This window comes from Bacillus sp. JK62 (genome assembly GCF_053663455.1).
In genome coordinates, this window is record NZ_JBSJQA010000001.1 from 799,380 (window position 1) to 811,269 (window position 11,890).

The 11,890-nt window shown below is 50.1% G+C and carries 12 protein-coding genes; 11 read left to right on the forward strand and 1 reads right to left on the reverse strand.

Annotated elements, in window-relative coordinates; translation table 11 throughout:
• Positions 1-58 precede the first annotated feature (58 nt).
• The 3 genes from ACWJJ4_RS03965 to ACWJJ4_RS03975 all read left to right on the forward strand — a co-directional run bounded on the left by ACWJJ4_RS03965 (position 59) and on the right by ACWJJ4_RS03975 (position 3,459).
• Positions 59-778, forward strand: coding sequence for a response regulator transcription factor (locus ACWJJ4_RS03965; RefSeq protein ID WP_071392261.1), 720 nt, complete (start codon positions 59-61; stop codon positions 776-778).
• Positions 775-2,517: a sensor histidine kinase gene (locus ACWJJ4_RS03970; RefSeq protein WP_454021456.1), complete on the forward strand. Its 1,743-nt coding sequence runs from the start codon at positions 775-777 to the stop codon at positions 2,515-2,517. Before ACWJJ4_RS03965 ends, ACWJJ4_RS03970 begins: the two co-directional genes overlap by 4 nt.
• 63 nt (positions 2,518-2,580) lie before the next feature.
• Complete coding sequence (locus ACWJJ4_RS03975; protein WP_070082350.1) at positions 2,581-3,459, forward strand: SMP-30/gluconolactonase/LRE family protein; 879 nt, start codon at positions 2,581-2,583, stop codon at positions 3,457-3,459.
• Positions 3,460-3,510: 51 nt separating this feature from the next.
• Here ACWJJ4_RS03975 and ACWJJ4_RS03980 read toward each other — a convergent pair whose 3' ends face one another.
• On the reverse strand, positions 3,511-4,302 hold the full coding sequence (locus ACWJJ4_RS03980) for an SDR family NAD(P)-dependent oxidoreductase (protein WP_017418937.1): 792 nt from the start codon (positions 4,300-4,302) through the stop codon (positions 3,511-3,513).
• Positions 4,303-4,489: 187 nt separating this feature from the next.
• Between ACWJJ4_RS03980 and ACWJJ4_RS03985 the strand changes: the two genes are divergently transcribed.
• From ACWJJ4_RS03985 to liaG, 8 genes are all read left to right on the forward strand, one after another.
• Positions 4,490-5,434, forward strand: a complete 945-nt coding sequence (locus ACWJJ4_RS03985; RefSeq protein WP_017418938.1) for an ABC transporter substrate-binding protein — start codon at positions 4,490-4,492, stop codon at positions 5,432-5,434.
• Positions 5,397-6,443, forward strand: coding sequence for a FecCD family ABC transporter permease (locus ACWJJ4_RS03990; protein WP_146275481.1), 1,047 nt, complete (start codon positions 5,397-5,399; stop codon positions 6,441-6,443). Before ACWJJ4_RS03985 ends, ACWJJ4_RS03990 begins: the two co-directional genes overlap by 38 nt.
• Positions 6,440-7,666 carry an ABC transporter ATP-binding protein gene (locus ACWJJ4_RS03995; protein WP_146275478.1) on the forward strand — a complete coding sequence of 409 codons (1,227 nt, stop codon included), beginning with the start codon at positions 6,440-6,442 and terminating at the stop codon, positions 7,664-7,666. Before ACWJJ4_RS03990 ends, ACWJJ4_RS03995 begins: the two co-directional genes overlap by 4 nt.
• Positions 7,663-8,232, forward strand: a complete 570-nt coding sequence (locus ACWJJ4_RS04000) for a cob(I)yrinic acid a,c-diamide adenosyltransferase (protein WP_102422523.1) — start codon at positions 7,663-7,665, stop codon at positions 8,230-8,232. The genes ACWJJ4_RS03995 and ACWJJ4_RS04000 overlap by 4 nt, the downstream gene beginning before the upstream one ends.
• Positions 8,233-8,395: 163 nt before the next feature.
• On the forward strand, positions 8,396-9,664 hold the full coding sequence (locus ACWJJ4_RS04005; RefSeq protein WP_070082346.1) for an MFS transporter: 1,269 nt from the start codon (positions 8,396-8,398) through the stop codon (positions 9,662-9,664).
• Between the two features lie 166 nt (positions 9,665-9,830).
• Entirely contained in the window at positions 9,831-10,211 is a 381-nt protein-coding gene (locus tag ACWJJ4_RS04010; protein ID WP_003151789.1) for a protein liaI, read from the forward strand.
• Positions 10,212-10,224: 13 nt separating this feature from the next.
• Positions 10,225-10,902 carry a stress responsive protein LiaH gene (gene liaH / locus ACWJJ4_RS04015; protein ID WP_003151791.1) on the forward strand — a complete coding sequence of 226 codons (678 nt, stop codon included), beginning with the start codon at positions 10,225-10,227 and terminating at the stop codon, positions 10,900-10,902.
• 105 nt (positions 10,903-11,007) lie between these two features.
• Complete coding sequence (gene liaG, locus ACWJJ4_RS04020; RefSeq protein ID WP_146284084.1) at positions 11,008-11,877, forward strand: LiaG family protein; 870 nt, start codon at positions 11,008-11,010, stop codon at positions 11,875-11,877.
• Positions 11,878-11,890 lie beyond the last annotated feature (13 nt).

Genomic DNA, 11,890 nt, shown 5'->3' on the forward strand with positions numbered 1-11,890 from the left:
CCAAATCTTATCCATATAATGATATGATGAAAAAAACAAAGAGAAAGGAACGTCCAAGGTGGAAAATGCGTCAATTTTAATTGTAGACGATGAGAAGGCGATCGTTGATATGGTCAAACGCGTTCTCGTCAAAGAAGGCTATCACAACATTAAGACAGCCGGAAGCGCTGAGGAAGCGATTGAGTTTGTTAAACATGAATCCGCGGATCTGCTCGTGCTGGATGTGATGATGGAAGGCATGTCCGGTTTTGAAGCATGCACCGAAATCCGGAACTATACCGACGCTCCGATCTTTTTTCTGACTGCCCGTTCTTCTGATGCGGATAAGCTGTCAGGATTTGCATTGGGAGCTGACGATTATATAACAAAGCCGTTTAATCCGCTCGAATTGGCGGCGCGGATCAGAGCGACGTTAAAGAGAACCTATAAGCGCGAAGAGAAAGCGGCGGTAAAAACGTATTCATACAGCCATTTTTCCTATTCGCCGCAAAACGCCGAGCTGATCGTCGGGGGCGAGCCCGTCAGCTGCTCCGCACAGCTTCTGCAATTGCTTCAATATTTCTGTGAACACCCTGATGTGGTGCTCTCAAAAGATCAGATCTATGAAAAAGTGTGGGGATATCCGTCTTACGGCGATAACAACACCGTCATGGTGCATATCCGCAAGCTCAGAGAAAAGATTGAAAAAGACCCCAGCAATCCGTCTTATATTGTAACGGTGCGCGGCCTCGGCTATCGGTTTATTCCCGATCAAGGAGAAAAAGGAACCCGCTCATGAGAATGCGCGGAAAATTTCTGCTCCACTTTTTCGGACAGCTTCTGCTTGTCATCCTGCTGATGTCCGTTTTGGCCGTCGCTTCTTTCTTCTATTTGGATTGGCGTTTCAGCGAAGCGGAAGCCAATGCGGGACTGACCAAAGCGACGGCAGACTCGTTTGAAGCGTGGCTTGATAAAAACGAAGACGGCACATGGGATGTCGATGAATTTTTAAAGATGTCGGTCAGAAAGCAGAAGGGCTGGCTGCAGATCATTAATGACAAAGAAAAAACGGACTACGCGTACAGAGTGCCGAAAGACGTCCCGAGCCATTACAGCAGAAAAGACCTCTTATCCATTTACCAGTACCGGAATTTTGACAACTACAAGCTGAATTACTGGACGGTCACGATAAATGATGAGACCTATTTGATTCTGTTCGGCTGGAAATCCGCCAGTGAGCAGCTTCTCACTTACATCGAATCACAGGAACCATCCCTCGCTTCCCTTTCTCAATATAAAAAAAGCACGGTTGATTATATTAAACGGGAAAAAGGGGCGATCTACCTTCTCGAAGACAGCGGCAGACTGCTCGGGGATATCAACAGCACGAAAAAAGAACGGAACACCGTCAATGAGCTTGAATTGCTGAAATACAGTTCCAAGCCGTGGAATTACAAACGGGAAATTTCTTTTAAAAGACTCGATAAAACGAAATGGATGGTCGCGTCGGTGCCGAACCCCGTGTACATCCCCGATCACGAGTTTAACAAATCATTTTTGAGAAATGTGATGAAAACCCTCTTCCTCTTGATCGGAATCCTGGTATTTATGATCTGCATCCTGACCATTTGGTACTCTTTCCGTTTCGGCTGGCCGCTGTTTCATACCATCAAATGGCTTGTCAATTTATCAAAGGGCCGGCTTGAAGAGCCGAAGAACCGCAAAGGACAGCCGGTCAGCAAAAACAAAAAAGGCAAAACAAAACAGCCGTTCCGCTTTTTCGCCGAGATTTTCGAATCGATGGATCAGCTGACCGACACGCTGAAGCGGGATAAGAAAAACAGAGAAAAAATCCAGGCGACAAGGGAAGAATGGATCGCCGGGCTGAGCCATGACTTAAAAACCCCGCTGAGCACGATTTACGGCTACAGCATGATGCTTGAATCGAAGCAATACGACTGGACACCGGAAGAAGTCAAAGAAATGGGGCAGATCGTCCGGGAAAAATCAGAATATATGTCGAAGCTGATTGAGGACTTAAACTTAACATACCGCCTCAAAAACGCGGCCCTCCCGATCGAACGGCGGCTGATCAACGTCGTGCCGTTTATCAGAAACGTCACGAACGATTTCACGAAAAACACGTTCTCGGAAGGCTATGACATCGCCTTTGAAACCAAAAAGGAAGACATTCTTTTCGCCATTGATGAAGCGTGGTTCCGCCGTATTCTGGAGAATCTGCTGGCAAACGCGGTTAAGCATAATAAGAAAGGGACCGCCATTCGGGTCGTGCTTGAGGAATCAGCCGAACAGCTCATTCTGAAGGTGAAAGATAACGGAAGAGGAATGGACGATGAAACGATTCACCAGCTGTTTAACCGTTATTACCGGGGAACGAATACGAAGGGGCCGTCAGAAGGAACTGGACTCGGGCTCGCCATTGCCAAAGAGCTGGTTCACCTTCATAACGGAACCATCCATGTCAACAGCAGAATCAGCGCCGGAACGGTGATTACGATTCTTTTTAAAAAAGATTGAGTTTGGACGCCGCTTTGTCGGGAATAACAATAGAAGACTGACAAGCAAAAGAGGTGTTCACACATGGAAGCAGCATTACGAGCAGATACGAGAGCAGTTATCGGAGAAGGCCCTTTATGGGACAAGGATAAGGAATGCCTGTACTGGGTGGATATACTGGGCAGCCAGCTCCATATCTTCACTCCGGCTGACGGAATCAACCGTTCCGTTAAATTCAAATCATTTGTCACGGCTCTGGCCTTGTATTCAAAGGAAGAGCTGGTGATGACGATGAAAGACGGGTTTTACCTGTACAATCTGCGGGAAGACACATTGACGAAGATGAAGCAGCCGAAAGACATGCGGGAAGATATCCGTTTCAATGACGCAAAATGCGACCCGTCCGGCAGATTATGGGCGGGAACGACGAGCATGGAAGGCAAAGAAGAGGAGGCTTCGCTGTACCGTCTGAATACGGACGGCAGCCTTGCCAAAATAAAAGACCAGGTCTCCACCTCGAACGGTTTGGATTGGGATCGGGACCGAAACCTGATGTACTATATTGATACTCCGACGCAGGAAATCGTCTGTTATGCATACGATCCTGAAACCGGAGCCGTATCAGATCCGAAAACGGTCTACCGCTTTCCGGAGTCGCAAGGATCTCCCGACGGAATGACCATTGACCGTGACGGAATGCTGTGGGTGGCTCTGTTCGGAGGCGGCCGCGCCGTCCGGATTGACCCGTTCTTGCATAAGGAAATTGCATCTATCGAAGTTCCGGCGAAATACGTCACCTGCTGCGCGTTCGGAGGCAGAGAATTGAACACGTTATACATTACGACCGCGACGGAAAAATTGACGGAAGCCGAAAGACTTGAGCAGCCGCATGCGGGCGGCCTGTTTTCAGCAGAGCTTGAGACGGGCGGCTGGGAGCCGGTTCCGTTTGCAGGCATGATGTGAAAAAAAGCCCTGGCATATGGGGAAGTTCCCATTGTGCCGGGCTTTTTTGTGTTAAATGGAGCGGATGATGCCGCCTTCAACCCGCTGTGCGGTGCCGTTAATGGCAGAAGCAGCTGATGAAGCGAGAAATACAATCGTATTGGCGACTTCTTCCGGGGTTGCATAGCGCTGAATCAAAGATGTCGGTTCATTCACTTTAAAATAATCCCGGACGAAGCTGTCCGTGTCTTCTCCGGCAGCCTTTGCGGCTCCTTCCATGTAAGAAGCGACGCCTTCGGTCCATGTCGGTCCCGGCAGCACGGAGTTGACCGTGACATTTGTGCCTTTCGTCATTTCCGCCATTCCCCGGGACAAGCTGATTAACGCCGTTTTCGTCATTGAATACGGAATCATTTGCGCAAGCGGTTTGACACCGGCTTCACTGGAGATGTTCAAAATCCGTCCGCTGTTTCTTTCAAGCATTTGCGGCAGAAAACGCCGGCACAGGCGCACGGCGCTCATAACATTCACTTCAAAATACCGAGTCCATTCGTCATCAGACACCTCAGCGAAGTCCTTTACTTCAAAAAAACCGAGATTATTGACGAGAACATCGACTTCCCCGATTCCGCCGGCGCGCTTGATCAAGTCATCCGCCTCATCCTGACGCGATAAATCCGCAGCGATGCCGTGAACCGTTCCGTAAGCGGAAAGCTCCTCAACCGTCCGTTCCACAGTTTCTTTTTTTCTTCCGTTTACAATCACCTCGGCGCCTTCGGCTAAAAAGCTTTTTGCCGCGGCTTTTCCGATCCCTGAAGTTGATCCTGTAATCAACACGAGCTTTCGTTCAAGCTGTAATTCCATGATAATCCTCCTTTTTACACCATTGTGTAACAGTATACATGATGAATTTTAGTGTGTACGAACAATTTGCTTTCATGCAAAAAGGGCGGATATACAAGCCTTAAAGACTTATAGTATAATTACTGCGAAAAAAGGATACGAATGTCAAAGAGACAATCGTTTACCATAATCAGGGGGAGTTAAAAGAATGAAGAAGATCACTGCCGTCTGGGCGGCGCTCTTGGTCACCGCCTTTGTGATCGCCGGCTGTTCCGGCGCACAGGGAGAAGGAAGCGCGGCCAAACAAAAAGCCGTCTCAACCGAAGCATTCCCGGTAACCATTAAGGATGCCGCGAACGAAAAAGTAACCATAAAGCAGGCACCGGAAAAAATCGTTTCCCTCATGCCGAGTAATACGGAAATTACATACGCGCTCGGACTGGGAGATAAGGTCGCAGGCGTCACGACAAATGATACATATCCGAAAGAAGCCGTAAAAAAACCGAAAGTCGGAGATATGAATGTGAACGCTGAAAAAGTCATCGCGCTGAAGCCGGATCTCGTGCTTGCCCACGCGTCCTCTATGTCCGCTTCCGCCGATGCGATGAAGCAGCTGAAAGATGCGGGCATCACCGTCTTAACGGTCAATGATGCGCAATCGTTCCAAGATGTGTACAAATCAATCAGCATGATCGGAAAAGCGGCCGGCAAAGAAAAGCAGGCGGATCAGCTGATCCAATCGATGAAATCCGATCTTTCCGGCATAGAAAAGAAAGCGGCGGCCATTTCTGAAAAAGACGAAAAGAAAGTATTCGTCGAAGTGTCTCCTGACGGTTACACGACGGGGAAAGGCACGTTTATGAACGAAATGCTTGAAGATATACATGCGAAAAACGCCGCCGGCAGCCAGACCGGCTGGGTGCAGCTGACGGATGAAGCGATTGTCAAAATGAATCCGGACGTCATCATCACGACAGACGGCGTAAAGGCCGCTGAAGTGGAAAAACGCGCCGGCTGGGGTGCCGTCAATGCGGTCAAACACCACAATGTCTATTCTGTTGATCCTGACCTTGTCACACGCTCAGGCCCGCGCCTTGTCAAAGGGGTCGAGAAGCTTGCAGAAAGCGTTTATCCTGAAACGTTTAAAAAGTAACCGCCCGCTGGCCTACACGGTCAGCCTGCTGTTTTTAGCCGTTTGTACGGCACTCGGCATTTCAATCGGCAGTCTGCATATTCCTTTATCCGACGTTTTTTGGATCGGGATCGGCCGGACATCCTCTGTTGATCCCATGAATGTAAATATTATGATCAATATCCGCCTGCCGAGAGTCGTTCTGGCCGCTCTTGTCGGAGCCGCGTTATCCATTGCGGGGGCGGCGTTTCAGGGACTTCTGAAAAATCCGCTCGCCGATCCTTATACACTCGGGGTATCTTCGGGAGCCTCGGCGGGAGCTGTTATCACCTTGTTTTTCGGCATTCAGATTCCCGTCATCGGCCGGTTCACACTTCCGGTTGTCAGCATCGCCGCTGCCATTGCGGTTATGGCGGCGGTTCTGTTTTTCAGCCGCCTCGTTCATACGTCGATGTCGGTTTCGACGCTCATTTTGACAGGCATCATTATGAATTCTTTTCTCGGGGCTCTCATTTCGCTTGTGATTGCTTTAACGGGAAATGATCTGCTCCCGATTGTCCGCTGGCTGTTGGGAAGCGTGTCAATGAGGGGCTGGGGCTATGTCGCGCTGTTTCTGCCTTTTTTTCTGGCCGGGACGGCGCTTCTGCTTATCAATGGCAGAGAATTAAACATTATGACTTATGGAGAAGAAAAGGCAAGGCTGTTAGGCGTCAGTACGGGAAAAAGAAAACTGCTGATGATCGCCGCCGGATCTCTGCTGACGGGAGGCGCGGTTGCCGTCTCGGGGACGATCGGGTTTGTCGGCCTTGTCATTCCCCATGTGACTCGGCTTTTGTGGGGGACGGATCATCGCCATTTACTGCCGCTGTCAGCATTGACGGGCGCCGGATTTCTCATTTTGGCGGATTTGTTTTCCCGCACCGTCATTGAGCCTGTCGAATTGCCGATCGGCATTATGACGGCCTTGGCGGGAGCGCCTGTTTTTGCCTTGATTCTGCTTCGCCAGCATCATGGAGGGAACCGCTTATGATCAGAGTGAGCAGCCTGTCCGGCGGGTACGGAGGCCGGATGATTGTAGAAGATGTCAGTTTTACCGCCGGAAAAGGTGAATTTGTCGGCATACTCGGTCCGAACGGCTCGGGAAAAACAACGCTGATGAAATTGCTGATGGGAATGCTCTCTCCCTCAAAGGGCGAGGTGCTCGTCGCAGGCAGGCCCGCGGGCAGATACAAGCCGCGTGAGCTTGCGAAAATTATGGCCGTTTTGCCGCAGCATACGGAGCAAGCTTTTACATTTACCGTTAAGGAAACGGTGTCCTTCGGCAGATACCCGTATCAAAAAGGACTCTTCAGACAGATGGATCAACATGACGAGGACATCGTCCGGGAAGCGATGGAAATGACGGGCATCGACCGATATGCACAGCAATCCGTCCGTAATCTGAGCGGAGGGGAGCGGCAGCGCGTCTATCTGGCGCAGGCGCTGGCTCAGCAGCCTGAGGTGCTGTGTCTGGATGAGCCGACGACCTTTCTTGATCTCAAATATCAAAAAGACTTGCTTGATACGGTAAAGCGGCTGACGAGAGAAAGAGGCCTGACGGTCATCAGTATTTTTCACGACCTCAACGCCGCAAGCCAATATTGTGATCAGCTCCTGATGATGAAAGACGGACGCGCTTTTCCGAAGCAGACGCCGGATCGGGCTTTAAAAAAAGAGACGATTGAAGACATTTACGGCATCACCGTCAGCGCTGTTGCCCGGCAATCGTCGCCGAAACCGCTGATCTCTTTTATGCCGGAAGCGCGGGAGGAAGGAGAGCCCGCCGGCGTTCCGTTCGCCTCTCTGATAAACAAAAGCGGAAATACCGTAACGCTTCATACAGAACGGCCGTTCAGAATGCTGTCAACCGCATCTGACGGCCCGGGCTTTTCGTGGAGCCGCCGGCTTTCCGGCTCAGCGGCAGCTGGTTTGATCTGCCGTACGTTTGATTCGGTTACGATAGCCGTGACTGCGCAGTATACCGTTTGGGTGCTGATCAGCGGACGTTTATCGGAACAGGGATTTGTTCGGCTGTTAACGGCAGCGGCTGAAGCGAGAATGCAGGCCCTTTCCGGCAGACAGGCAAAAGGCGACATTGTCATTTGTGCCTTGCAGACAGGAGAGGCAATGGACGTCCCTCACGCGGAAAGAGCCGTCAGAAGAGGAACCGCGGCATGTGTAAAAGCGGCGGAAGAAGGAGGAATACAACGATGAAGCTGTATACGAAAACCGGCGATCAAGGACAGACAAGCCTGATCGGCGGCAGAACGGATAAAGACAGTCTGCGGGTTGAAAGCTACGGGACGATCGATGAGCTGAACAGCTTTATCGGGCTTGCGCTTGCGGAGCTAGATGATTGTGAGAATTGCGGTGATGTGAAAGCCGAACTCCGAAACATTCAGCATGAGCTGTTTGACTGCGGCAGCGACTTGGCGACGGTCACTGAACATAGAAACTATACATTAAGAGAGACATCTATTTCCGCATTGGAAGACTGCATAGACCGTTACACGGCTGAAGCGCCCCCGCTTGAGAAATTTATTCTTCCGGGCGGGCATAAGGCGGCTGCTCAGCTTCATATCGCGCGGACCGTCACAAGACGGGCTGAGCGTCTCGTCGTGAAACTGGGCAAAACAGAAGAGATAAACGATACAGTGATGCGTTACTTGAACCGCCTGTCTGATTATTTTTTCGCGGCGGCAAGAGCAGTTAACGCAAGACAGGGCGTTCAGGATATAGAGTATGAAAGAAGCGCCGCGGTATTCCGTGATGATGAATAACGTTTTGTTCAGCCGGCAGCAGCAAGCCGGCTGTTTTTTATAGAGATATCCATCAATTGAACCTTTATTGACAGAAGGAAAATGTATCTTATGCATTATTGACTGAAAAATTAAAAAATGAGATATTATAAGAAACATTGTAAAATAATGGGGGATTTGATAGATGGATACATATAATAAGAGCGAGAGCATCTGGAATAAAAATTTCACCCTTCTGTTTATCTCGAGGCTTGTTAAATTGTCGGGCGACGGTTTTGCCTTTAATTCCATTCTGTGGTTTTTGATTTTTGACGGGGAAGGCGCGATCGGCACGTCCCTGCTCATTGCGGTCACGTTCCTTCCGGAGGCGATGCTGGCGCCGATTACCGGGCCTTTTATGAAGCAGCATACGCTGAAATTCTGGATGTATTTCTCCGATCTCACGCGCGCGGCGGTCGTGTTGATCATTCCGGTCTGTTACTTTAACGGTTTTTCTCCTTTATGGTTTGTCATGCTTCTCATGATTTTGCATTCAGCCACGGGAGCCGCTTATAATCCTGCATCTATCTCATTAATCCCCAATATTGTCGGAGAAAACAGCCTGCAGAAAGCGAATGCGGTCATCCAGTCATCAGGGCAGATCGTCAGGCTTGCCGCCATTACGCTGAGCGGGGTGTTCTTAACATTTATCAGTCCCGCTTATTCTTTGTTTATCGCTCTTATATTCTATCTTCTATCAGGTTTTCTCGTACTCTTTATGTCATACCAAGTCCAGCATGCCAAACAGGATACCGTCGCCGTCAGACAGCGCGGGACGTATTTCGGAAGGCTCAAACGGGGGTTCGTTCTTGTCAGGAAACACCAGATTTTATACCCGCTCGCCATCTATTGTATCTTCATGAATTTTGCGGCCGCTCCGTGGGAGGCGCTCTCTGCCGTTTATGTCGCCGAAGATTTAAACATGCCGCCGATCATCTACTCGCTTTTGAAAGCGACAGGCACGGGAGGAGCCTTTTTAATGGGTTTTATTTTGGCTAAGGTGAAGGTGAACAAATACGGTCTCCTGTTTGTGTCAGCGGGAATCATAGAAGGGGCGGCATTTTTCATCACCGGCCTCAACACTTTTCTGCCGCTCGTCTTCCTCGCCGCGTTTGCGTTCGGATCTGCCGTCAGCGCGATTAATGTGCCGGAATATACGATTATTCAGACGTCTGTGGACCATGATGACCAGCCGCAAGTCTATGCCGTCATCCACATGATCTCAAACATATCCATTCCGCTCGGCGCGGTTCTTTGCGGATACGCGGCTAACGCCTTCGGTCCCGGAAAAGTCATTGCCGCCGGCGGTCTCGTTGAAGTCCTGTCCGGTCTCGGAATATTGATCTTTACGAAGCTGGCCAAAGCTGAACGCTCAGATCTCATCAGGGAAAAAGAAGCGAGCATCAGAATATAGATTTTTCGTGAAACGCCCTGCGCCGTCCGGTGCAGCGGCGTTTTTTTATGCGAAGGTCCGGGGGGTTATACGACTCCGGTCTGATATGAAAATCAATCTCTGACTCGTTTTGCCGGCCGCGGGATTTGTTTATAGTAAAGACAAGGAAAACGAAAGGAGGATCTGCATGAATATAAATGTAAAAACGGCAGGCGGCTTTCTGCTGATTGTGTTCGGACTTTCTGTCTTTTTCGGAGGAGGCCATTTCGCATTTATCATCCCGCTGGCGATCGGAGGCCTGATGCTTTACTGGGGAATCAAACGTTTTTCAAAAGGCCGGGCGGTATCGGGTATCATCGCGGGCTTCATCGGAGCTATGATTCTCGTCGGTTCTCTTCCATTTATCGTTGCCATCGGACTGGCCGGCGCCATGGTGTATTTCGGGTGGAAGATGATGAAGCAGGGCGGCTCAGACACCGCTTCCCGCCAGTATGAACCGGAAGCGGCATCACCGGGCTATCAATCCGGATTTGACACTGAATGGGAAGAATTTCTGAAGAAAAAATAAGGAGGAAGACAAAATGGTCTTAAAAAGAATAAGAAATATGTTCGTCGCATCTGTTAACGAAGGGCTTGATAAATTAGAAAATCCGAAAGTCATGCTGAATCAATATGTGCGTGATATGGAAAGTGACATCGCTAAGGCGAAACAAACGATTGTCAAACAGCACACGATCGTCCATCAGTTTAAGAAAAAACAGGAAGACGCCTCCGAAACGGCGGCAAAACGGAAAAACCAGGCTCAGCTTGCTTTTGACGCCGGGGAAGAGGAGCTTGCGAAAAAGGCGCTGACTGAAATGAAATACCTTGAGGGAAAAGCGGCCGAACATGAAAAAGCGTATGAACAGGCGAAAACACAGCTGGCAGAGCTGAAAGAGCAGCTGGAAACTTTAGAAACGCGCCTCCGCGACGTAAAGGATAAAAAACAGGCGCTCATCGCCCGCGCCAACGCGGCAAAAGCGAAGGAACATATGAACGCTTCTTTCGACAAAATTGACAGCGAAAGCGCCTACAGGGAGTTTCTTCGGATGGAAAGCCGCATTGAAGAAATGGAAGTCCGCGTCAAATACGGCACTTCAGCTGAGGCGAACACAGAATACAGCCGCTCCCAATATTCAGATGAGGTGGAAGCTGAGATTGAAAAAATGCGCTCGCTTTCTCTGGAGAAAACAGAGCATCAAAAAGCGGCTCATGAATAATGTGCACAAGGGAAGATCGGCGCTTTTACGCCTCTTCCCTATACGCACGTATCAATTCTCCGGCTTTTCCTTTATAATAAAATGAATGAAAAAGGATGGAACGTAATGAAGCGTAAGATTGCCAAAGGACTGATGGCGGCGTCCGTTCTGATCTGCTGTCTGTTTTTGGTGAAAGAAGTGTTTGCCGGGCGTTTTTTTCCGCTGTACGAAACAGAAGCGGAATCGGCAAGCATACCGCCGCGTGCCGTCAACAGCCTGTCGGTTTCATCGGAACAGACGGATGTAAAAATCATCGCGGAAGCGCGGAATGATATCGCGGCAAACATGGCGGGACCGGCGGGGAAAATGTTTGTCCAAAGCAGGGGAAAAACCCTCAATCTCAAAACGAAGGAGAAAGGGTTTCAATTTCTGAATCTCTTTCAGCGTCCTCTGCTGATTGTCCGCATTCCGTATGATTATCATCGGGACATCACCGTCCATACGTCAAGCGGCACCATTGCCGTTGACGGAAACAAGGGGCTGTCTCTTGCGCACCTCGGCGTCCGTTCTGTAAGCGGGAATATGTCGCTGAAGCACGTGAAGACGGATGTGTTTGAAGCGAAGGGGCTGTCGGGCAACCTCACAGCATCAGGCCTTGCGGCGAAAACGGGGGATATCCGCTTATCCTCCGGACATGTCGGGCTTCAACATGCGGCGGGCGCCCTTGACGTGCGGGTCGCTTCCGGCAGTGTCGACGCCTCGCTTGAGACGGCGGATGCTCCCGTATCCGTCAGGCTTGCGAGCGGCAGCGCAGCGATCAGCCTGCCGAAAGACGGAAGTTTTACGGTGAACGCCGAGACGGCAAGCGGAAGGATTCAGCCGTCTTATTTCTTTGAGAAAACGAGTAAGGACGGCGGGGCATTCACCGGTATGAAGGGCAGCGGCGCCAGGCCGATTGATATAAAAGTGACGAGCGGCAATATTGCACTGCAATAGTCAAGGAAAGGAG

Bases quoted from the DNA above. Each gene is read 5' to 3' on its own strand.
- ACWJJ4_RS04010 (WP_003151789.1), top strand. From the start codon at position 9,831: ATGAATATAAATGTAAAAACGGCAGGCGGCTTTCTGCTGATTGTGTTC.
- ACWJJ4_RS03985 (WP_017418938.1), top strand. From the start codon at position 4,490: ATGAAGAAGATCACTGCCGTCTGGGCGGCGCTCTTGGTCACCGCCTTT.
- ACWJJ4_RS04005 (WP_070082346.1), top strand. From the start codon at position 8,396: ATGGATACATATAATAAGAGCGAGAGCATCTGGAATAAAAATTTCACC.
- ACWJJ4_RS03980 (WP_017418937.1), bottom strand. From the start codon at position 4,302: ATGGAATTACAGCTTGAACGAAAGCTCGTGTTGATTACAGGATCAACT.
- ACWJJ4_RS03995 (WP_146275478.1), top strand. From the start codon at position 6,440: ATGATCAGAGTGAGCAGCCTGTCCGGCGGGTACGGAGGCCGGATGATT.
- ACWJJ4_RS04000 (WP_102422523.1), top strand. From the start codon at position 7,663: ATGAAGCTGTATACGAAAACCGGCGATCAAGGACAGACAAGCCTGATC.
- liaG (WP_146284084.1), top strand. From the start codon at position 11,008: ATGAAGCGTAAGATTGCCAAAGGACTGATGGCGGCGTCCGTTCTGATC.
- liaH (WP_003151791.1), top strand. From the start codon at position 10,225: ATGGTCTTAAAAAGAATAAGAAATATGTTCGTCGCATCTGTTAACGAA.
- ACWJJ4_RS03975 (WP_070082350.1), top strand. From the start codon at position 2,581: ATGGAAGCAGCATTACGAGCAGATACGAGAGCAGTTATCGGAGAAGGC.
- ACWJJ4_RS03970 (WP_454021456.1), top strand. From the start codon at position 775: ATGAGAATGCGCGGAAAATTTCTGCTCCACTTTTTCGGACAGCTTCTG.